The organism is Collinsella sp. AF16-8 (genome assembly GCF_003462695.1).
In the GTDB taxonomy this organism is placed as follows: domain Bacteria; phylum Actinomycetota; class Coriobacteriia; order Coriobacteriales; family Coriobacteriaceae; genus Collinsella.
Window position 1 is genome coordinate 76,058 of sequence record NZ_QRXX01000010.1, and the last position, 20,198, is coordinate 96,255.

Sequence of the window (20,198 nt, forward strand, 5' to 3'; positions counted from 1 at the left end):
GTTCGCTCTGGACGTCGCTCGCTGGCATTGCCAAAACATCGGCGTTTCCTTGGTTGTCAAATGATCCGTAGGGAGTCATTGGGGACATTGCTTTGAGATGTTATTCAATCGGTTTTGATGGCCTTTGAGCTGCTTACCTGCTTAAAGTAATTAACGGCATGCATCTGCAATTGAAAATATTGCTCGAAAAAACGTCCAAGAAATCGCGGGGCGATTTTTGACGCGTCGCGCGTCAAGCGATGTGGCAAGCGTTTGGTTAGATATTGGTCAGTTTTGGGGCAACCTTGCCAAAAGCTTGACGGATGCAGATTTAGACGTCGACGAATGAACACTTCAGGTGGGCTCCAAGCAAAATTCTGGGCTGATTCTCGATAATCGCCTTCAATCGTCCCTTGCCAGGCGCTGGCCTCGCTTACAATCTGCTCCGACATTCGCGCGCCGCCCGGCGCTTAAGAGGGGAGGGCCCCATGGCAAACGAGATCTGGACCATCAAGCGTTGTCTCGAGTGGACCAAGGAGTACCTGGTCGAGCGCGGCGAGGAGCATCCCCGTCTTTCTGCCGAGTGGCTGCTGTGCGCGGCCACGGGCCTGGCGCGCATCGACTTGTATATGCGCATGGACGAGACGCTTAACGCGGCCCAGCTCGAGACCATGCACGCGGCCGTCGTTCGTCGCGCCAAAGGCGAGCCGCTGCAGTACATCACCGGCAGCACGCAGTTTCGCATGATTGACGTCGCGTGCGCTCCCGGTGTGCTCATTCCGCGCCCCGAAACCGAGATGCTCGTCGAGGAAGTCCTCAATTATCTGGATGCCGAGGTGCTGAGCCCCGAGGCTGCTGCCCGTCAGCGTGTTGAGCTGCCTTGGAACGATGAGGTCGAGGAGGCACGCAAGGCCGAGGCCGCGCTGGCAGACGAACGGGCGACTGCCGAGCGCCGTGCCGCTAATCTGACGGCTGCCGATGAGGCGGCGCTAGGCGGCGACGTACTGGGCAGCCGTGCCTATGCCGAGGAACTGGCCGATCGCGAGGCCGAGGAAGCCGCCGCGCAGGCAGCAGAAGCCGAAGCCGCGGAAGCCGCCGAGTCCGAGCTCGACGAATACGGCGTCGCCATCGAGGGTGCCGATCAGGAGACGGCTTTAGCTCAGGATACCGCTGCGCCTGCCCCAGCCGAGCCCTGTACTGCCCGCGTTCTCGAGGTCGGCTGCGGCACGGGCTGCATTTCGCTCTCCCTTGCCTGGGAGCGCCGCGGCCACGTTACCTGCACCGCCACCGATATCGAGTCGCGCGCCATCGATCTGGCCACCAAAAACCGCGACACCCTCGGCCTCACGGCAGATGAGGTTGCCTTTAGCCTCACCAACCTGGTGAGTTCCATTCCCCGCGAAGAGTGGGGCACCTTTGATGTGCTCGTCTCCAACCCACCTTACATCCCGACCGACGTCATGCGCTCGCTGCCGCACGAGGTCAAGGACTTTGAGCCCGACCTGGCGCTCGAGGGCGGCGCCGACGGCCTCGATATCTTCCGCCGCCTGCTCAACGCGGCGCCTTACATGCTGCGCGCCGGCGGCCTGTTTGCCTGCGAGCTCTACGAGGGTACCCTCGATGCCGCGGCCGAGCTCTGTCGCCAGGCAGGCCTTTCGGACGTGCGTATCGTCCATGACCTTACCGATCGCCCCCGCATCGTCCGAGCCATCGTCACCGAGCCCAAGCAGCGCCAGTAATATTTATTAACTGGTTAACAAAAATTATAAATTAGTTTATAATTAGGACGGCTGAAAGAGGTCGGTCCATGCAACCTCTTACCTTTCGGGAAATCATTGCCCTACTCAAGCACGATGGATTCGTGAAGGTCGCGCAAGTCGGTAGTCATGCTAAGTATGTTTCTAGCGATCGTGTTGTCACCGTGAACGGCTCTGGTGGTGATCGACCAAAGAAGGGCACGTGGGCAAGTATTCGTCGCCAAGCTGGACGGTAGTTGGAGGCAAAATGAGGCAGCGATTTACCTATGACTGCGTTCTCATAAAAGAAGACGACGGTTACTGCGCCAGCTTCCCGCAGATTCCCGGCGCCTTTGCCGATGGCGATACGCGCGAAGACGCGATTGCCCATGCCACCGAGGCACTGATGGCGTTTTTGGCCGACGACCTCAACAACGGTTTGACTCCGGCGGGGTACGAACGCTCGGCCGAGGTCGTGGCCCTTTCAGTCGAAATCGACCACGAGGACGCTCGGGAAGCGGCGTGCCGAACATTTAAAGACGCAGCGCTGGACCTCAAAGTCTCCGCTCCGCGGATTACCGCGCTGGTCAAAGCCGGAAAGCTCGATGTTGAACTCGTCGACGGCCGTCGGATGATAACGATAGACAGCATCGAGCGCTACGCCGCCCAAGAACGCCACGCCGGCAGGCCAAAGAAGTTCGTCGCAGTCCAATAACCCCCTCACTTTCACCGACTACTAGAGCCGCTCACCAAACCAACATGCGCTCTGGGCAAATAGGTTGAACGTTTCGTGCGAGAATGCCCCACAGTAAACAAACTTGCACCAGAGCGTAAGGGGCTGGCATACACATGCAGACGGTCTATCGGGTATACGAGGGAACGCGCGAGCCGCATCGGCTTGCCGTCGAGCGCACGGCCGAGGTGCTCGGCCGCGGCGGCCTGGCTTTGATCCCGACCGAGACCGTCTACGGTGTCGCCGTGGCAGTCAACGCCTTCTCGGACGCCGTGCCCCAAGATACAAGCGAATTCCCATCGTGGCCGCGCGATCCGCAGGCTGCCGTCAATGGCGCCGCAGTTCCTGCGCTCGGCACCGGCTATCGCCGTATCTTCACTCTCAAGCAACGTGAACTCACGCAAACCGTCGCTTGGCTGGTCGATGGCGTCGAAGCACTCGACCGCTATGGCGTGGATATCCCGGAAGATGCCCGCATACTCGCGCGACGATGCTGGCCGGGAGCCCTGACTATCGTGGTCAAGGCAGCCCCCTGCGTGCCGACCTTTATGCGCGCTGCCGACGACACGGTGGCACTTCGCGCTTCGGCCTCGCCCGTGGTGCAGGCGCTCATTCGCGCCTGTGGCAGCCCCCTTGCCTGCACCAGCGCCAACACGCATGGCGCGCCCGCGCCGGCAAGTTTTATCACGGTGGAGGGTCGCATCCTGGAGGGGGTCGATGTTGCCGTCGACGCCGGTGAGACCCCGTGTCGCGACGCCTCGACCATCGTGTCGTTTCAGCACGGCGAGCTCCAGATCCTGCGCCAAGGCGCACTTCCCGCATCAGAGATCGAACGGGTCCTGTCCGACCCGATGCAATAGAAAGGTTTAAGCGATGTCGTTGAATCTGGGCAGCCTGGGCATGGAAGATGCCTCGTTTGACTTTGGCGGTTCCTACATCATGGCGCTCGACTGCGGCACCACCTCGGTACTTGCGACCATCGTCGACGAGTACGGATGCATCGTCGCGCAGGCACGTCGCAGCGTCAAAACCAGCTTCCCGCGTCCCGGCTGGGTGGAGCAAGACCCCATGGCGGTCCTTGCTAGCCAGATCGCCGTCATGATGGAAGTCCAGTTTAAGAGCGGTATCCACTCCGACCGCATTGCTGCCATCGGCATCTCCAACCAGCGCGAGACCACGGTGGTCTGGGATCGCGTGAGCGGTCAGCCGATCTATAACGCTATCGTATGGCAGTGCCGCCGTACCGCACCTTTGATCGACGAGCTTGTCGAGCAGGGCGCAGAAGGGCTGGTGCGCTCCCGCACGGGACTCACGCTCGACCCGTATTTCTCGGCCTCCAAGGTGCAGTGGATTCTCGACAACGTCGACGGCGCACGCGAAAGCGCGGCGGCGGGCGACCTCATGTTTGGCACCATCGACACCTGGCTCATCTACAACCTCACCGGCGGCCAGGTCTTTGCCACCGACTACACCAATGCCAGCCGCACGGCACTCTTTAATATCCATACGCTCGATTGGGACGACGACCTGCTGGCACTCTTTGACGTTCCACGTTCCATGATGCCCGAGGTTCGCTGGAGCTCGGGCGACTACGGCCGCGTCGCGAGCGACATCATGACCAACATGCCGCCCATCATGGGCGTGGCGGGTGACCAACAGGCGTCGCTGTTCGGCCACTGCTGTTTCCGTCCCGGCCAGACCAAAAACACCTATGGCACGGGTTGCTTTATGCTCATGAACACCGGCGACGAGATCGTCGAATCCAAGAATGGCCTGGTCTCCACCATCGGTATCGCTGCGGACGGCAAAGTCAGCTATGCGCTCGAGGGCTCTATTTTTGCCGCCGGCTCAACGATGAACTGGCTTCGCAACAACATGGGCATCATCTCGAGCGTGAGCGAGTCGGCACAACTCGCCGCTTCGATTAGCGACAACGAGGGCTGCTACTTCGTTCCGGCCTTTGCGGGTTTGGGTGCTCCCTGGTGGGACCCGCATGCTCGCGGTATCGTGTGCGGTCTGACCGGCGCCTCGAGCCGTGCGACCATCGTACGTGCCGCCTGCGAATCCATGGCATATCAGAGCTACGACGTGCTGCGCGCCATGGAGCAGGACGTGGGGCTTTCGATTGAGCGCCTGTCTGTCGATGGCGGTGCCTCGCGCAACGAGTTCATCATGCAATTCCAGGCCGACCTGCTGGATATCCCCGTGCTGCAATGCGAGACGGTGGAGACCACGGCAATCGGTGCCGCGTACTTGGCGGGTCTTGCCGTCGGCTATTGGGAAGACCTGGAAGAGCTGGAGCAAAATGCCCAGATCGTTAGGACCTTCCTTCCCCACATGTCCGCCGAGCGCCGCGAGCAAAACCTTGCGGGCTGGCGTGATGCAGTCAGGCGCTCGCTCAGCACCTCACAGTAGGGCTGCGATGGGCTGCTCGATACAACAAACCGCTAAACTAATGCATGGCGTGCGGCGGCAACATTGCTGCGCGCCTTGTCAGCAAGGCCGTTTTGCGGCCGCAACGAAAGGGGCAATCAACCCATGACCGTCACCTACGATGCGTCCCGTGTGACGCTTGTCGATCACCCGCTCGTCCAGCACAAGCTGTCGATCCTGCGCGACAAAAACACCGGCACCAACCAGTTCCGTCAGCTCGTGCGCGAACTCGCGCTTTTTGACGGCTACGAGGCCATGCGCGACCTGCCTATGGAAGACGTCGAGGTCGAGACCCCTATCACCACCGCAACGTTTAAGCAGCTCGCCGGCAAGAAACTCGCCATCGTGCCCATCCTGCGTGCGGGCCTTGGCATGGTCGACGGCATCCTCGACCTGGTGCCCTCCGCTCGCGTGGGCCACATCGGCATGGAGCGCGACGAGGTCACCCACGAGCCGCACGAGTATTACTGCAAGATGCCCAAGGATATCGACCAGCGCATCTGCCTGGTCGTCGACCCCATGCTCGCCACGGGCGGTTCGGCCGAGATGGCCATCAGCTACCTGCGCGGGCGCGGTGTCAAGGACATCCGCATGCTGTGCATCGTCGCGGCCCCCGAGGGCCTCAAGTCGCTGACCGAGAAGGATCCCGATGTACATATCTATACCTGCGCCATCGACGACCATCTCAACGAGGCTGCCTACATCGTTCCCGGCCTGGGCGACGCCGGCGACCGCATCTACGGCACGCTCTAGTCGCTGGGCTAAACGGCCGCGGCTGCAAATACGAAGAAACGGTGCGCGCGGACGAACAAAAGGCGACCGCGCGCACTTCTGTTAACGGACGTTTTGCCCTGCAGGGTTCGAGAAAAACGTATTACCGTACCTGCGGCATAAAGAAGGTCTTAAGAAAACGAACAGGTGCGTATTAACCGATGCTTTTTCGGTTGTACTTTAGCGATTGGCTCGTACAATAGTCACCAATGTTTGGCGGGAACTGTTCTGTGAAGCGTTAAAAAGGAAAGTGAGGACGCCAGTGTTTCAGATAGCCGATCTGCTCGCTATCGTTGCAGGCGCCATCGCGGGCGCAATTGCCTTCCTTCCCTTTGTCTTTACGCTCAAGCCGGTTCTTGACGATAAACAGAATGCGGACATGCTCAAGGGTATGGTGAGTCTGGCGGTCTCGGCAATCGCCCTGCTAGTCTTTACCTTGGTTGTGTTTGTGTTGTTCGGAGAGGCATTTCGCATGTTCCTCCTGGGCGAGGCGATCGGCTTCGTGGCCTTTATGGCTGCCTGCACGGTTCGTGTCGTCAAGGCGCTGCGAGATCCTCATGAGGTCGAAAGGTAAGTCGTGGAAATTTTTGAAAAGCTGCCTGATGAGATTAATCATCTGGTCAGCGAGTTCAGCTCCACCCCTGTCGTGGGCGATCTGAGCTGCGGCATCACGCAGTACTCGTTTTGGCTGATCGTCTCCACGATCGTGCTCCTGATCGTCCTGGCCGTGTTCAAGAAGAAGCAGACCCTGGTCCCCAAGGGCTTCTTCGTCAACGGTTTCGAGTACATCATCGAGTACGTCGAGAACGATATCGGCAAGGGCGTCGTGGGTGAGAACTGGAAGAAGCACTTCCCGTTCCTGTGCTCGCTTTTCCTGTTCATCCTGATCAATAACATGATCGGCCTGATTCCGGGAATGAAGCCCGGCACCGGCGCAATCGGCTCCACCGCCGCGCTCGCCATCTTCGCCTTCGTGTACTTCATCTACTACGGATGCAAGGCTCACGGCGTGATCGGCTACATCAAGAGCCTCGCCCCGCAGGGCGTAAGCTTCCCGATGAACGTGCTTGTGTGGGTCGTCGAGCTTTTCTCGACCTTCCTGCGTCTCATCACGCTTGCCGTCCGTCTGTTCTGCAACATGTTCGCAGGACACGTGGTCATGGGCTCGTTCGCCATCATGGCGAGCATGTTCATGCAGCCGCTGCTTCAGCAGGTTTCCGCGGCCCACGCCGTTGGCGCCCTGCCTTCGCTAGCCTGGCTTGCCATCCTCATCCTGATCTATGCGATCGAGCTTGTGGTCGGCGCCATCCAGGCTTACGTCTTCACGGTCCTTACCGCCGTGTATGTCTCCGAGGCAGAGGAGGTCGCGGAGGAGGAGTAGCCTTCCGCTCGCGCCTTAAAGGTAAGCAATTCGTTAAACCGCCGGTGCCCGTACCCATGGAGCCCGGCAGTTATAAAAAAGGTTATCCTGCGTGAAATAAGACACGCACGACAAAGGAGGAATCGTGGGAGTTATCGGTTACGGTCTCGGTGTTATCGGCGCTGGTCTTGCTATCGGCCTGTCTGCTCTGGGTGCTACGGGTGCTATGGCCCGTCAGCCTGAGGTCCAGGGCCGCGTGTTCACCGTCTTCATCATGGGCTCCGCCTTCGGCGAGGCTCTGGCTCTGATCGGCTTCGTTGTCGCGCTGATCGTTAAATAGCACGGAGCGTCAAGTATGAATCTTTCATCCCAGAAGAGCGCGATCGCACTCTCCGCGTCCGCGGCCGCGCTGCTCATGCCGGTTTCCGCGTTCGCTGAGGACGGCGCTGCCGGTGCGGACATCCTCATCCCTAAGATGGCGGAGTTCATCCCGGCGCTTATCGCCTTCCTGATTATCTGGATCGTGCTGGCCAAGGTCGCCCTGCCGGGCATCATGAAAACCATGGAGGAGCGCGGCAAGAAGATCGAGGAGAGCCTCGACGAGGCCGAGAAGACCAAGCAGGAGGCTATCGCCAAGCGCGCTGAGTCCGACTCGATCGTCACCGACGCCCGTCGTCAGGCTGCCGACATCGTTCTCGAGGCCCGTAAGGACGCCGAGTCCGAGCGCGCCCGTATCATCGAGGCTGCTCACAAGGAGGCCGAGGAGATCATCGCCAAGGCCCATACGACCGTCGAGGACGAGCGCAAGTCCATTTACGCCGGTGCCGCGAGCTCCATCGCCGACCTGTCCGTTGCCGTCGCCACCAAGATCGTAGGCGAGGCACTCGAGGACGATGCCGAGCAGAAGAAGCTCATCGAGCGCTACATCCAGGAAGCAGGTAGCCTGAATGCCGACTAGCCGCTATCAGGACAAGGTGCTCGAGACCTACGCGCGCTCCCTTCTGGAAGCCGCTAAGGCCGAGAACCATGTGTTCGAGGACCTCGAGATGATCGAGCGCTTGGCTTCTGCCAGCCCCGAGATCATCGCCGTGCTCGACACCATGTCCAAGCGCGACCAGCTCGACCTTCTTCCCAAGGTGGCAGCTGCCTTTAAGTATGTTGCCGAGGAAGACGAGGATGTAGTGGGCGTGACCGTCACCACGGCGATCCCGCTCGACGACGAGCTGCGTCAAACCATCACTAAGAAATGCGAGCAGGACTTCGGCCGCAAGGTATTCCTTATCGAGCGGGTCGACCCGTCTATCGTGGGCGGCCTGGTGCTCGAGGCCCGCGGCGAGCGTCGTGATATTTCCGTCAAGACGCAGCTGCGCATCGCGCAGGAGACCCTCGCAAACTCTGCTAATTCGTACGGAGGTGAAGCCTAATGTCCGAAACCCTCAATGCCCAGGATATCGCCAAGAAACTGCAGGAGCAGCTCACGAGCCTCTCCGCGACGGTCGATACGCATGAGGTTTCAACGGTCGACGAGGTAGGCGACGGCATCGCGCGCGTCTCCGGCCTCAAGAGCGCCATGGCAGGCGAGCTTCTGGAGTTCAAGAGCTCCGATACCGGTGAGACCGTCTTCGGCCTTGCCCAGAACCTTGACCGTGACGAGGTCGGCGCCGTTCTGTTCGGTGCCGTCGACTCCATCAAGGAAGGCGACGAGTGCCGCACCACTGGCCGCATTATGGATATCCCCGTGAGCCGTGCCATGCTCGGCCGCGTCGTCAATCCGCTCGGTCAGCCCATCGACGGCCTGGGCGACATCGTCGCCACGCACCGTCGCCCCATCGAGTTCAAGGCTCCCGGCGTCATCGATCGTACCCCGGTGTGCGAGCCGGTTCAGACCGGTCTGCTCGCTATCGACTCCATGGTGCCTATTGGCCGCGGTCAGCGTGAGCTCATCATCGGCGACCGTAAGACCGGTAAGACCGCCATCGCCATCGACGCTATCCTCAACCAGCGCGGCAAGGGCATGGTCTGCATCTATGTCGCCATCGGCCAGAAGGCCTCCACGGTTGCCAACATCCGCGAGACCCTCGCTCAGCACGGTGCGCTCGACTACACCATCATCGTTTCGGCCACCGCTGCCGATTCCGCCCCTATGCAGTACATCGCGCCTATGGCCGGTGCCGCTATCGGCGAGTTCTTCATGTACAACGGCGAGGACGGCAAGCCCGCCAGCGAGACCAACCCCGGCGGCCACGTGCTCGTCATCTACGACGACCTGTCCAAGCAGGCTGTGGCCTACCGTCAGATGTCGCTGACGCTGCATCGTCCGCCCGGACGCGAGGCCTATCCTGGCGACATCTTCTACCTGCACTCTCGTCTGCTCGAGCGTGCCGTCAAGATGTCCAAGAAGAACGGTTACGGCTCCATGACGGCACTGCCGATCATCGAGACCCAGGACGGCGACGTCTCGGCCTACATTCCGACCAACGTCATTTCCATTACCGATGGTCAGATCTACCTGCAGTCCGAGCTCTTCTTCCAGGGTCAGCGCCCGGCAGTCGATGTGGGCATCTCCGTGTCCCGCGTCGGTGGCGATGCGCAGACCAAGGCCATGAAGCAGGTCGCCGGCAACCTCCGTCTGGACCTCGCTTCCTATCAGGAGCTCGCTGGCTTTACGCAGTTCGGCTCCGACCTCGACGAGGCTACTCAGAAGCAGCTGACCCATGGTGCTCGCATGACCGAGCTCCTGAAGCAGCCGCGTTACAAGCCGTTTGAGGTTGGCGAGCAGATCGTTACGCTGTTCGCTGGCAACGAGGGCTTCCTGGATGACCTGGAGATCGTCGACGTGCTGCCCTTCCGTGCCGAGCTCATCGAGTACATGGACAATGGCTTTGGTTCGCTGCTCGACAAGGTTCGCGCCAAGAAGATCGATGATGACACCAAGGCTGAGCTCTTGCGCGTCATCGGCGACTTCAAGCAGCAGTTCATGGCCAAGCACCATTCGGATGTTTCTGGATCAGAGGAGAACTAAGCCCCATGGCCAACCTTCGCGACATTAAGAAGCGAATCTCCTCGGTTACCACGACCAAGCAGATCACGCGCACGATGGAGATGGTCTCTACGGCCAAGATCCGTCGTGCCCTCGATCGCTCCAAGCAGGCCGAGCCCTATAAGGAGGCGCTGACCGACGTCATGTTGACGGTCGCCGGCGACGCCTCCTGTTCGGGCACCGATCCCATGCTGCAGAAGCATGAGAGCGTTAAGCGTGGCCTGATTGTCGTTATTGCCTCGGACCGCGGCCTTGCCGGCGGTTTCAATACGACGGTGGAGCGCACGGCCGAAAAGCTCGCCGCTTCTTGGGCGAACGACGGCATCGAGTGTGAGATCATTGCGTGCGGACGCAAGCCGGCCACGTATTTCCGCGACCGTGCAAACGTTGTCATGCACTTTGAGGGCAATTCCTCCGAGCCCGATTTTAATCAGGCTCGCATGATTTCCTCTCATATCTGCGATGCGTATCGTGCCGGTGAGCTTGACCGTGTCGAGCTTGTCTACCACCACGCCAAGAACCGCGTGGATCAGGAGCTTCGCGTCGAGCATCTGTTGCCGCTCGACCCCGAGATGATCGCTATGGCCCACGGTCCGCGTAAGAACGAGACCGACGCCCCTAAGCGCATCTCGTCCACGTTCGAGTTCGTGCCCTCTCCCGAGCATGTTCTCGGCAAGCTTGTGCCGTCTTATATCCTGACGGTCATCTACCAGGCCCTGATCGATTCGGCGGCTGCCGAGCAGGGTGCACGCCGCAAGGCCATGCACTCCGCGACGGAAAACGCCACCGCGATCATCTCGACCCTTACCCGCACGTATAGTCGCGTGCGCCAGGCTTCGATCACGACCGAGATTAACGAGATCGTCGGCGGAGCCTCAGCATTGGAGGAACAGTAATGGCTAATAACACCGTAAAGCTTGCGGTCGAGGAAGCCACCAAGAAGACGACTGCCGGTGATGGTCGCATCGTGCGAATCATCGGCCCTGTCGTCGACGTCAAGTTTGACGGCGCGGTGCCCCCGATCTACAACGCGCTCACGGTCGAGGCCGAGACCCCGATCGGTCATCTGAGCACGATCCTCGAGGTCGAGAGCCAGCTTCCGGGCGGCGTCGTCCGCACGGTCGCCATGTCCTCGACCGACGGCCTGCAGCGCGGCCTCATCGCCACCGATACCGGTGAGCCCATGAAGATGCCCGTTGGCCCCAAGACGCTCGGCCGAATTTGGAACGTTATGGGCAAGCCCGTCGACGGCAAGCCCATGCCCGAGGTGGAGGAGTTCTACCCCATCCACCATGCAGCGCCCCGTTTCGACGAGCTCACCACCAAGACCGAGATCTTCGAGACCGGCATCAAGGCCGTCGATCTGCTCGAGCCCTACATCCGTGGCGGCAAGACGGGCCTGTTCGGCGGCGCCGGCGTCGGCAAGACCGTTCTGATTCAGGAGCTCATCAACAACCTCGCCCAGGAGCACGGCGGCACCTCGGTGTTCACCGGCGTCGGCGAGCGTACCCGCGAGGGCACCGACCTGTTCCTCGAGATGAGCGAGTCTGGCGTTATCGACAAGACCTGCTTGGTCTATGGTCAGATGAACGAGCCGCCCGGAGCGCGTCTGCGCATCGGTCTGGCCGGCCTTACCACCGCTGAGTACTTCCGCGATCGCGGCCAGGACGTTCTGCTGTTCATCGACAACATCTTCCGCTTCTCCCAGGCGGGTTCCGAGGTTTCCGCACTGCTGGGCCGCATGCCGTCCGCCGTTGGTTACCAGCCCACGCTGGCAACCGAGATGGGCGACCTCCAGGAGCGCATTACCTCGACCAAGACGGGCTCCATTACCTCCGTCCAGGCTGTCTACGTCCCCGCAGACGACCTGACCGACCCGGCGCCTGCCACGACGTTTACGCACCTCGACGCCACCACGGTTCTTTCGCGTAGCATTTCGTCGCTCGGCCTGTTCCCGGCTATCGACCCGCTCGCGTCTTCCTCCGACGCTCTCGATCCCTCGATCGTCGGCGAGGAGCACTACCGTGTCGCCGTCAAGGTCCAGGAGCTCCTGCAGGAGTACTCCGACCTTCAGGACATCATCGCCATTCTGGGTATGGACGAGCTGTCCGAGGAACAGCGCCTTACGGTCAACCGTGCCCGTAAGATTCAGCAGTTCCTCTCGCAGTCCTTCCACGTCGCCGAGAAGTTCACCGGTAACCCCGGTGTCTACGTCCGCGTCGAGGATACCGTCCGCTCTTTCGCCGAGATTGTCGACGGCAAGGCCGATGACCTGCCCGAGCAGGCTTTCCGCTATGCTTCCACGATTGAGGACGTGCGCGAGCGCGCCCGCAAGATGGGGGAGAAGTAGGTTATGCGTATCCGCATCGTGTGCCCCGTGAGCTGCGCCTATGAGGGCGACGCTGCGTTTGTGTCGATTCCGTCCACGGATGGCGAGTTTGGCGTTCTGCCTGCTCACTCCAGCGAGATCTGCACGATCGACCGCGGTTACGTTCGCGTTTCCGATAAGGCCATGGGCACTGTCGACCACACGTTTGCCGTGGCCGGCGGCTATGCCCAGGTTGCGGACGATGTCGTGACCGTTCTCGCCGAGCGCGCTTGCGATTTGGCGACCGTCGATGCCGACAAGCTTAAAGCTGATATTCAAGGTTTTGAAGAGAAGCTGGGTAATTTGTCGGAGGATGATGCACGCCGCGCCTACCTCTATAATGAAATCGCATGGTGTAAGCTCAAGCTTGCCCAATAGTCAAACGATTTAGCGTTCGACCATTTGCGAACACATCATGCCCGGGATGGCCTAGCCACCCCGGGCATGCTTTTTGAAAGGGTAGACCTTGGATATTATCCGCGTTGAGGGTGGCCACGCCATCGGAGGCTCCGTGCCCGTCTCGGGTGCTAAGAACTCCGCGCTCAAACTCATGGCGGCAACGCTTCTGGCGCCGGGCAAGACGACGCTGCAGAACGTGCCCGATATTTCCGATGTCCACGTGATGGGCAAGGTGCTCAAGGGCATGGGCGCTACGATCGATGTTCTCGACGAGCACACGCTCGAGATTGATACCTCTCAGGTCGATTCCTGGGAGGCCCCCTACGAGCTCGTTGCCAAGATGCGTGCTTCCACCGCCGTCATGGGGCCCCTGCTGGGTCGCTTCCATCGCGCCAAGATCGCCATGCCGGGCGGCTGCAACCTGGGTGCTCGCAAGATCGATATGCACATTCTTGGTCTTGAGGCCCTGGGCGTCGAGTTTGATACCGCCCACGGCTATATCAACGCCAGCGCGCCTCAGGGCCTGCGCGGCACCACCGTCACGCTCGAGTTCGCCAGCGTCGGTGCGACCGAGAACCTCATCATGGCCTCCGTGCGCGCGCAGGGCACCACGGTTATCGACAATGCCGCCCGCGAGCCCGAGATCGTCGATCTCGCCAACATGCTCAACGAAATGGGCGCCAAGATTGTTGGCGCCGGTACGCCTGTCGTGACCATCGAGGGCGTGGAAGAGCTGCATCCTGTTACCCATCGCGTAGTGGGTGACCGCATCGAGGCCGGTACCTTTATCGTCGCCGGTGCGTTGATGGCAGACGATCGCGGTGTCGATGTCACGGGCTTTTGTCCCATTCACTTGGGCATGGTGCTCAAGAAGATGGAGCTCATGGGTATCGACTGCGAGCGCGTCGAGGATGGCGTCCATGTGAACCGTGCTGAGCATCTCAAGCCGGTCGACATCCAGACGCTTCCGTTCCCCGGCTTCCCGACCGACATGCAGGCGCAGATTATGGTGCTCTCCGCCCTCTCCGACGGCAGCTCCGTTATTACCGAGAACATCTTCGAGAATCGCTTTATGTTTGCCTCTGAGCTGGTGCGCATGGGTGCCGACATTCGTATCGAGAGCCATCATGCCATGATTCATGGCGTCAAGGGCTTCTCGGGCGCACAGGTTACCTCGCCCGATCTGCGTGGCGGAGCGGCCCTCGTCGTAGCGGGCTTGATCGCCGACGGGACGACCGAGGTTTCGGCCATCCATCACATCAAGCGCGGCTACGAGCGGTTTGTCGAAAAGCTGCAGGCGCTCGGCGCGCATATCGAGCATGCTACCGTCTCCGATCCCGTCATCTACTAATACAGGTTGCCTATGTTTAATAAAAAGCCCCTCGCGGATACCACCACCCGAAGACCCTCAACTGGTGCGCAGGCCAAGATCTACAGTCGCGATAACGTGGCTCGTTATTCCGAGCGAGCTCGCCAACGTCGTCGTAGCCACACGATTCGCCACGTCGCGCTCATTGTCGTGCTTGGCGTGCTACTGAGCGCCACTACCGCTGCCGGCCTGTGGTTTGCCACCATTATGGGCAAGCTCGGCGATTCTAATGTCATTACCGACAATCTGCGTCGGGTTCTGGTTGACACCGATGAGGCAAAGGATCCGTTCTACGTGCTGCTTCTTGGCACCGACGGCCGTCCGGGCGAGGATACGTATCGTGCCGACTCGATTATCCTGGCACGCATCGACCCCACGCAAAAGCAGGCGACGCTCATTTCCGTTCCGCGCGACACCAAGGTCGTGTACAAGGGCGAGACCATGAAGATCAACGCCTGCCATACCGTTGGCGGCGCCGAGGCCATGGTCGAGGCGGTCAACGAGCTGTGCGGTGTTCAGATTTCCCACTATGCCGAGGTCAGCTTCGACGGTATGCAGGCGCTGATTGATTCGGTTGGCGGTATCGACATTAACGCAACCGATGATGTTGACGACCCCGAGCACCTGGATATTAAGATTACCGCTGGCCAGCAGCATATGGACGGTGCCACCGCCCTTACCTATGCCCGCTGCCGCTACACCTATGCCGACGGCGATTACACGCGCATGCGCCACCAGCGTCAGGTGCTTGGCGCCCTTGCCAACCAGATTCTCAATAACTTCGATGCCACGAAGATCTTTGGCCTGGTTAATTCGCTGTCCGATATGCTCGTAACCGATATGAGCGTTCAGGATATCGTGGCTACGGTCAATGCCATGCGCGGTATGGATGTCGACGGTATCTACTCGGCCAACCTGCCCTCGTACGCCGACGACAGCACCATGATCGACGGCGTGAGCTATGTCTTTGTCTACGAGGACGAGCTCAAGGAAATGATGGAGCGCGTCGATGCCGGCAAGGATCCCAAGGGTCCCAACACCATGGGTCTTTCCGACGGCTCCAGCTCTACGATCGGTGACCTCAGCAACAACACGTCTGACGACTACGCAAACGGTACCGCAACCTCATCGGTCAGCTCTGACGATTCCGATGGCTCAAGCGATTCGAGCGATTCGGACTACTACGAAGAGCCCACCGGCGACGGCAACGGCTACGAGGCCAACTACTAGGGTTACGCGGTTTTACCAAACCGCGTAACCGCTTGACGCTGCGCGGGCCGCATTTGGACAATCTGACGTTCAACTTCAAGGGCGCGACCAGAAGGTCAGCGCCCTTTCGTTTCACGTCACCTTGTCTCAAATGCGACCCGCTCGCTGCCCGTCCTCAACCTGCGACGTTAGTCATTGGGGACGTTCTTAAACGACTGGTCAAAGGGGACACTCTTGATGCACTTGGCACTTGGGGACGTTCCTTTTGTGCCGGCAGTTTGGGACACTCCTTGCGTTAAGAGGCTGGCGTGCGTCAACCTGTTCTCATTGCAGCAAAAAATCGCCCCGTTCTTGGTTGAGGACGGGGCGATTCGTCTTTTTGACTTGCGCAGCCAGGCTTATGCAAAGCGGGCGACGAGCTCCTGGAGCACGTCGGTCATCTTGACGAGCGAACTGACCGGGACGAATTCGTTGACGCCGTGGTAGCAATAGCCGCCGGTGGAAAGGTTGGGGCAGGGCAGACCGCGGAACGACAGCTGCGCGCCGTCGGTGCCGCCGCGAATCGGCAGCACTTGGGGCTCAACGCCGCAGGCAAGGTAGGCTTCCTTGGCAACATCAATAAGCTCGGGAAAGTCACAAACGATCTCGGCCATATTTCGATACTGCTGCTTAATCTCGACTGTCACGCGCTCCTCACCCAGACGCTGGTTGAGCATCGAGGCGGCGGCATCAATAAGGTCGAGTTTCTGCTGGAACTTGGCGGCGTCATGGTCGCGGACGATATAGCGCGCTGTGGCGTGATCGACGGTCGCAGATACACCCTCAAGGTGATAAAAGCCCTCGTAGCCTTCCGTATACTCCGGACGCTGCACGTAGGGGAGCAACGCGTTGAAGTCGCAGAACAGATTGCCTGCGTTGACCATACGGCCTTTGGCGTCGCCCGGGTGGATGGACTGGCCCTCAAAGCAGACGGTCGCCTCAGCGGCATTAAAGCACTCCCACTCCAGCTCGCCGATGGGGCCACCGTCGACCGTGTAGGCATACTTGCAGCCAAAGGTATCGATATCCAACAGCTCGGCTCCGTGGCCGATCTCCTCGTCAGGGCAGAAGCAAATGCCGAGTGCGGGATGGGGCAGAGAAGGGTCCTGAGCGATACGCGCGACAAGCGACATGATCTCGGCGACGCCTGCCTTGTCGTCCGCGCCCAGCAGCGTGGTGCCATCGCTGCAGACCAGGTCCTCACCCGCGAGGTCGTTCAGGGCGGGAAGCTTGGCGGTACTCATGGCAACGGGCTTACCGTCAACCGTGCCGCAGACCAGGTCGCCGCCTTCGTAGTGCACGATGTGCGGCTTCACGCCGGCGCCCGGTGCAACTTCGGTGGTGTCGAGATGGGCGATCAGGCCCAGGGCGGGCTTGTCCTCAGCGCCCACACTTGCGGGGATATGCGCGCAGACATAGGCGTGCTCGGTCACGTGGGCATCTTCCGCACCAAGCTCGCGCAGCTCTTCAGCCAGCACGTTGGCAAGGTCAAACTGAACGGCGCTCGAGGGTACCTGGTCGCAGTTTGCATCCTCGGACTGCGTGTTGATCTGGACGTAGCGCAAAAAGCGCTCGAGGACATCGGGGTTCGTGGTGGTGTTTTCCATAAAGACCGCTCCAATCTTGGTCGTCGTGTGCAACAAGAACTCTAGCACGGTATGCCACGGCATACCGCGACGCTTGGATGGGGTAGAATCAGCCAATGAATGCAGAAGGGACGGAAGATCATGGATACGACAAATAGCTCGCGCGAACTACATCTGACGGTGGCGAACGAAGACTACTTGGAGTGCATGGTTCGCATTGAAAGCGAAGAGGGGGAAACCAACGGCGTGCGATCGGTCGACATCGCGCAGCGCCTTGGCGTCTCCAAGGCATCGGTCAATAAAGCGGTTTCGGCGCTCAAGGCATCCGAGCTTGTCGAGCAATCGCACTACGGCAAGGTAGTCCTGACCGATCGCGGCCGCGAGGTTGGCACGGCTATCTGGTACCGTCATCGCCTCGTCCGCACGTTTTTGGTTCAGGAGCTCGGTGTCGAATTTGAGCGAGCCGATTCCGAGGCCTGCATGATGGAGCATGCGCTATCCGAGGACACGATGAACCGCTGGCTCGCCTATCTCGAAAAGCAGGGAATCAGCGTCGAGGAATAGCGGGATATATATGGATACGAGTTATTACAATCGCTTTGGTGCCGAGGAACTTACGCGCCGCTTGTCGAGCGAGACCTTGTTGGCGCAGGGCCCCATGGGCAGTGTTCTGTTGAGTGAGTACGACGCCGCCGATATTCCACCGGCGTTTTGGAATCTGGCAGAGCCGCAGACCGTTTCTCGTATCCATCGCTTGTATGTCGCCGCCGGCGCGCAGGTACTCATTACCAATACCTTTCAGGCATCAAGCTATGCCCTCAAGCACGACCAGATTGCGCCGTCCGTGGCGGAGGTCAATCGCGGGGCCGTCGACGATGCCCGCCAGGCGCACCCTCAGCTGCTGCTGGGCTCGATGGGTCCGATCGGTATTGAGTGGTTTGCCGAGGACTCGGCCGAGTTTCGTGAGATCCGAGGCATTGCGCGCGAACAGGCGCACGCCTTGCTCAATGCCGGCGTTGACGGTCTGCTGATCGAGACGGTGACGTCTATCCGTAATCTGCAGCCCATGCTTGCCGGCGCCCGAGATGCCGCCGACGGCATGCCTGTTCTGGTGAGTTTTGTCGTTGACGATAAAGGCGACCTGCTGGGCGATGGCCTCAACATCGAGGCAGCCGTTTTGTACGCCGAAAAACACGGCGCAAACTCGGTTGGTGTTAATTGCTGTTCGCTTGCGGCCGCGAATGCGGCGGTGCCCAGGATGGTTGCATCGGCGACTACTCCCGTCACGGTGCGTCCCAACGTAGGCGATCCGGTCCAGACTCAGGATGGCCCCGTATGGCACGAGAACCCTGAAGCTTTCGCGCGCGCATGCATCGAATGGAGACATGCCGGTGCCGCAATGGTGGGCAGTTGCTGTGGAACCACGGCAATCACTACGGCAGCGATGGCCGAGGCGCTCGATATATAAAGGGCAAAACCGCTCCATACGGGGCGGTTTTTTTATTGCCTGCATGTCCTCGGCAGCATTTGCCCAAATGGTGAATGCTGGTACCGGCAGGTTGCCGGGTGCGTGCTGCGGGTATACCTCATGCGTACCATGATCCAAACACTGCGAGGTGTCTGCGCGTGTGCGCGATAATTCATTTTGGAACTGACGGTTGGCGCGCTCGCGTCGATGAGGACTTCACTGCCGATAACGTTGCCCGTATCGCCGATGCCGTCGGCGAGTTGTGGCAAAAGACCAATCCGGGCAAAACGGTATATATAGGGTTCGACACTCGGCCCTTAGCGCGCGAGTTCGCTGAGCTTGCGGCAGGCGTGCTTGCCGCTCACGGATTGGACGCAGTGCTCGCATCTCGGCCTGTTCCGACCCCCGCCCTTACGTGGGCGGCGGCGTATGACGGCGAGGCCTGCGGTGCGCTCATGGTGACGGGATCCCATCATCCGCAGGGGTATCTGTGCCTTAAGCTGCGCATGGGAGATGGCTCGACGGCCAATCAGGATGTCATCGAAGAGCTCGAAGAGACTATGGCCCCCGAGCCGATGGGGATCGAGGAACGCTATCGCACCGCGGATATTATTCCTGACTATATGCAGGCGGTGGCATCGTTTGTCGATGCCGAGGCCATTCGAGCCGCTCACCTGCGTGTGGTAGTTGACCCCATGGGCGGCGCGGCCCAGGGATATCTTGCCGACCTGCTGCGGGAGCTAGGCGTCGAGGTGCACGAGATTCATGCCGGACAGTCGTCCGATCAAGAGGACATTTGCCCCGACCCTGTTGAGCCGTGGGTGGACGCTTGCGAGCGTGCGGTTGTCGAGGACGGGGCGTGCGCAGGCCTGGTGACCGACGGCGATGCCGACCGTATCGGTGCGGTCGACGAACGCGGTAGATATATTCATCCGCATCAAATCATGGCGCTTGTTTTGGGCGACCTCGTTCAATTCCGCAATTTGGAGGGGCGTGTCGTCGTCAATCTCTCGTGCTCGACGCTCGTGCGTCGCATTGCCGAGGCGCTTGGCTGTCGTGTGACCGTTAAGCCGGTCGGTTTCAAATATATAGCTGCAGAGATGAAGAAGGGCGGCGTCCTCATGGGAGGCGAGGAGGCCGGCGGTATCGGCATCGCCGCGCATATGCCTGAGCGTGATGGAATCCTTGCTTGTCTGATTCTGTGTGAGCTTATGGCAAAGACGGGCGCGCCTTTGGGCGTTTTGGTCGATCAGCTCGAGGCCAGTTTTGGTAAGACGAGCTATGGGCGTCGCGATTTGCGCCTTGAGGCCGAAGACGCCGAATCGCTGCGAACGCTGCTTCCTGGCATGAATCCTAAATCGATTTGCGGCAAGGCGCCGCAGGCTGTAAGCCATATGGATGGTTTACGTTTGGCATTCGAGGATGACACCTGGCTGCTGATCCGCCCCAGCGGGACCGAACCGGTGGTTCGCGTATACGCCGAGGGGTTCTCGGTGGAGGAGCGCGATGAGTTGCTCGATGCCGGCTGTGCCTTGGCTAAGGGAGCCTATCAGCTTTAGCCATATGACGCTTCACTATAAAGAGGCCCTCGGTGAGCGGTAGAGAACGGCTGGCAAACGTAAGCAGGGTTTTAATATGTGTAGGAAATGTGTACGCCCAGATTCCCGCCCCCGGCGCCCCTCCGGTCTGGCAATATATCTCCTTGCCG

General features: G+C 60.2%; 22 protein-coding genes. 20 read left to right on the forward strand and 2 right to left on the reverse strand.

The annotated features are described in order from the left end of the window. Positions 1–104: 104 nt before the first annotated feature. A complete protein-coding gene (locus DWW73_RS10075) occupies positions 105–431 on the reverse strand; it encodes a hypothetical protein (RefSeq protein ID WP_147343554.1) in 327 nt (108 codons plus the stop codon). A gap of 36 nt (positions 432–467) precedes the next feature. Here DWW73_RS10075 and DWW73_RS09140 point away from each other — a divergent pair, with 36 nt between their 5' ends. The 17 genes from DWW73_RS09140 to DWW73_RS09220 all read left to right on the forward strand — a co-directional run bounded on the left by DWW73_RS09140 (position 468) and on the right by DWW73_RS09220 (position 15,418). Continuing rightward, a complete protein-coding gene (locus DWW73_RS09140; RefSeq protein WP_117779404.1) occupies positions 468–1,718 on the forward strand; it encodes a HemK/PrmC family methyltransferase in 1,251 nt (416 codons plus the stop codon). A 68-nt stretch (positions 1,719–1,786) separates the two neighbouring features. Beyond that, entirely contained in the window at positions 1,787–1,972 is a 186-nt protein-coding gene (locus DWW73_RS10420) for a type II toxin-antitoxin system HicA family toxin (protein ID WP_117779405.1), read from the forward strand. Then, positions 1,939–2,430, forward strand: a complete 492-nt coding sequence (locus DWW73_RS09150) for a type II toxin-antitoxin system HicB family antitoxin (protein ID WP_147330254.1) — start codon at positions 1,939–1,941, stop codon at positions 2,428–2,430. The genes DWW73_RS10420 and DWW73_RS09150 overlap by 34 nt, the downstream gene beginning before the upstream one ends. Before the next feature lie 134 nt (positions 2,431–2,564). Continuing rightward, positions 2,565–3,308 carry an L-threonylcarbamoyladenylate synthase gene (locus DWW73_RS09155; protein WP_089573104.1) on the forward strand — a complete coding sequence of 248 codons (744 nt, stop codon included), beginning with the start codon at positions 2,565–2,567 and terminating at the stop codon, positions 3,306–3,308. Between the two features lie 13 nt (positions 3,309–3,321). Beyond that, positions 3,322–4,863, forward strand: coding sequence for a glycerol kinase GlpK (glpK, locus tag DWW73_RS09160; protein ID WP_089573103.1), 1,542 nt, complete (start codon positions 3,322–3,324; stop codon positions 4,861–4,863). 123 nt (positions 4,864–4,986) lie between these two features. Continuing rightward, on the forward strand, positions 4,987–5,634 hold the full coding sequence (upp, locus tag DWW73_RS09165; RefSeq protein WP_035138786.1) for a uracil phosphoribosyltransferase: 648 nt from the start codon (positions 4,987–4,989) through the stop codon (positions 5,632–5,634). Between the two features lie 280 nt (positions 5,635–5,914). After that, on the forward strand, positions 5,915–6,226 hold the full coding sequence (locus DWW73_RS09170; RefSeq protein WP_117564996.1) for a hypothetical protein: 312 nt from the start codon (positions 5,915–5,917) through the stop codon (positions 6,224–6,226). A gap of 3 nt (positions 6,227–6,229) precedes the next feature. Continuing rightward, positions 6,230–7,033, forward strand: coding sequence for a F0F1 ATP synthase subunit A (gene atpB, locus DWW73_RS09175; protein ID WP_022094263.1), 804 nt, complete (start codon positions 6,230–6,232; stop codon positions 7,031–7,033). 124 nt (positions 7,034–7,157) lie between these two features. Further along, entirely contained in the window at positions 7,158–7,352 is a 195-nt protein-coding gene (locus DWW73_RS09180; RefSeq protein WP_022094262.1) for an ATP synthase subunit C, read from the forward strand. A gap of 15 nt (positions 7,353–7,367) precedes the next feature. Further along, a complete protein-coding gene (gene atpF, locus DWW73_RS09185) occupies positions 7,368–7,970 on the forward strand; it encodes a F0F1 ATP synthase subunit B (RefSeq protein ID WP_006235712.1) in 603 nt (200 codons plus the stop codon). After that, positions 7,960–8,436, forward strand: coding sequence for a FoF1 ATP synthase subunit delta (locus tag DWW73_RS09190; protein WP_117779406.1), 477 nt, complete (start codon positions 7,960–7,962; stop codon positions 8,434–8,436). Before atpF ends, DWW73_RS09190 begins: the two co-directional genes overlap by 11 nt. Beyond that, positions 8,436–10,034, forward strand: a complete 1,599-nt coding sequence (atpA, locus tag DWW73_RS09195) for a F0F1 ATP synthase subunit alpha (RefSeq protein WP_117779407.1) — start codon at positions 8,436–8,438, stop codon at positions 10,032–10,034. The genes DWW73_RS09190 and atpA overlap by 1 nt, the downstream gene beginning before the upstream one ends. A 5-nt stretch (positions 10,035–10,039) precedes the next feature. After that, complete coding sequence (gene atpG, locus DWW73_RS09200; RefSeq protein ID WP_089573102.1) at positions 10,040–10,948, forward strand: ATP synthase F1 subunit gamma; 909 nt, start codon at positions 10,040–10,042, stop codon at positions 10,946–10,948. Continuing rightward, positions 10,948–12,402, forward strand: a complete 1,455-nt coding sequence (gene atpD, locus DWW73_RS09205; protein WP_006235717.1) for a F0F1 ATP synthase subunit beta — start codon at positions 10,948–10,950, stop codon at positions 12,400–12,402. Before atpG ends, atpD begins: the two co-directional genes overlap by 1 nt. Positions 12,403–12,405: 3 nt before the next feature. Then, entirely contained in the window at positions 12,406–12,798 is a 393-nt protein-coding gene (gene atpC / locus DWW73_RS09210) for an ATP synthase F1 subunit epsilon (RefSeq protein ID WP_006235718.1), read from the forward strand. A gap of 88 nt (positions 12,799–12,886) precedes the next feature. Continuing rightward, on the forward strand, positions 12,887–14,170 hold the full coding sequence (gene murA, locus DWW73_RS09215; protein ID WP_117779408.1) for a UDP-N-acetylglucosamine 1-carboxyvinyltransferase: 1,284 nt from the start codon (positions 12,887–12,889) through the stop codon (positions 14,168–14,170). A gap of 12 nt (positions 14,171–14,182) precedes the next feature. Next, on the forward strand, positions 14,183–15,418 hold the full coding sequence (locus tag DWW73_RS09220; protein WP_117564993.1) for an LCP family protein: 1,236 nt from the start codon (positions 14,183–14,185) through the stop codon (positions 15,416–15,418). A gap of 377 nt (positions 15,419–15,795) precedes the next feature. On the opposite strand, the gene pepT is transcribed toward DWW73_RS09220, so the two are convergent. After that, positions 15,796–17,043, reverse strand: a complete 1,248-nt coding sequence (gene pepT, locus DWW73_RS09225) for a peptidase T (RefSeq protein WP_117779409.1) — start codon at positions 17,041–17,043, stop codon at positions 15,796–15,798. Between the two features lie 120 nt (positions 17,044–17,163). Between pepT and DWW73_RS09230 the strand changes: the two genes are divergently transcribed. The 3 genes from DWW73_RS09230 to DWW73_RS09240 all read left to right on the forward strand — a co-directional run bounded on the left by DWW73_RS09230 (position 17,164) and on the right by DWW73_RS09240 (position 20,049). After that, positions 17,164–17,586: a metal-dependent transcriptional regulator gene (locus DWW73_RS09230; RefSeq protein WP_089573098.1), complete on the forward strand. Its 423-nt coding sequence runs from the start codon at positions 17,164–17,166 to the stop codon at positions 17,584–17,586. 10 nt (positions 17,587–17,596) lie between these two features. Continuing rightward, positions 17,597–18,490, forward strand: coding sequence for a homocysteine S-methyltransferase family protein (locus DWW73_RS09235; RefSeq protein ID WP_055252635.1), 894 nt, complete (start codon positions 17,597–17,599; stop codon positions 18,488–18,490). A gap of 158 nt (positions 18,491–18,648) precedes the next feature. Next, a complete protein-coding gene (locus DWW73_RS09240) occupies positions 18,649–20,049 on the forward strand; it encodes a phosphoglucomutase/phosphomannomutase family protein (RefSeq protein ID WP_117766198.1) in 1,401 nt (466 codons plus the stop codon). Positions 20,050–20,198 lie beyond the last annotated feature (149 nt).

Bases quoted from the DNA above. Each gene is read 5' to 3' on its own strand.
- atpG (WP_089573102.1), top strand. From the start codon at position 10,040: ATGGCCAACCTTCGCGACATTAAGAAGCGAATCTCCTCGGTTACCACG.
- upp (WP_035138786.1), top strand. From the start codon at position 4,987: ATGACCGTCACCTACGATGCGTCCCGTGTGACGCTTGTCGATCACCCG.
- DWW73_RS09140 (WP_117779404.1), top strand. From the start codon at position 468: ATGGCAAACGAGATCTGGACCATCAAGCGTTGTCTCGAGTGGACCAAG.
- glpK (WP_089573103.1), top strand. From the start codon at position 3,322: ATGTCGTTGAATCTGGGCAGCCTGGGCATGGAAGATGCCTCGTTTGAC.
- atpA (WP_117779407.1), top strand. From the start codon at position 8,436: ATGTCCGAAACCCTCAATGCCCAGGATATCGCCAAGAAACTGCAGGAG.
- DWW73_RS10420 (WP_117779405.1), top strand. From the start codon at position 1,787: ATGCAACCTCTTACCTTTCGGGAAATCATTGCCCTACTCAAGCACGAT.
- DWW73_RS10075 (WP_147343554.1), bottom strand. From the start codon at position 431: ATGTCGGAGCAGATTGTAAGCGAGGCCAGCGCCTGGCAAGGGACGATT.
- DWW73_RS09190 (WP_117779406.1), top strand. From the start codon at position 7,960: ATGCCGACTAGCCGCTATCAGGACAAGGTGCTCGAGACCTACGCGCGC.
- atpD (WP_006235717.1), top strand. From the start codon at position 10,948: ATGGCTAATAACACCGTAAAGCTTGCGGTCGAGGAAGCCACCAAGAAG.
- DWW73_RS09235 (WP_055252635.1), top strand. From the start codon at position 17,597: ATGGATACGAGTTATTACAATCGCTTTGGTGCCGAGGAACTTACGCGC.
- pepT (WP_117779409.1), bottom strand. From the start codon at position 17,043: ATGGAAAACACCACCACGAACCCCGATGTCCTCGAGCGCTTTTTGCGC.
- DWW73_RS09230 (WP_089573098.1), top strand. From the start codon at position 17,164: ATGGATACGACAAATAGCTCGCGCGAACTACATCTGACGGTGGCGAAC.
- DWW73_RS09220 (WP_117564993.1), top strand. From the start codon at position 14,183: ATGTTTAATAAAAAGCCCCTCGCGGATACCACCACCCGAAGACCCTCA.
- atpC (WP_006235718.1), top strand. From the start codon at position 12,406: ATGCGTATCCGCATCGTGTGCCCCGTGAGCTGCGCCTATGAGGGCGAC.
- DWW73_RS09155 (WP_089573104.1), top strand. From the start codon at position 2,565: ATGCAGACGGTCTATCGGGTATACGAGGGAACGCGCGAGCCGCATCGG.
- atpF (WP_006235712.1), top strand. From the start codon at position 7,368: ATGAATCTTTCATCCCAGAAGAGCGCGATCGCACTCTCCGCGTCCGCG.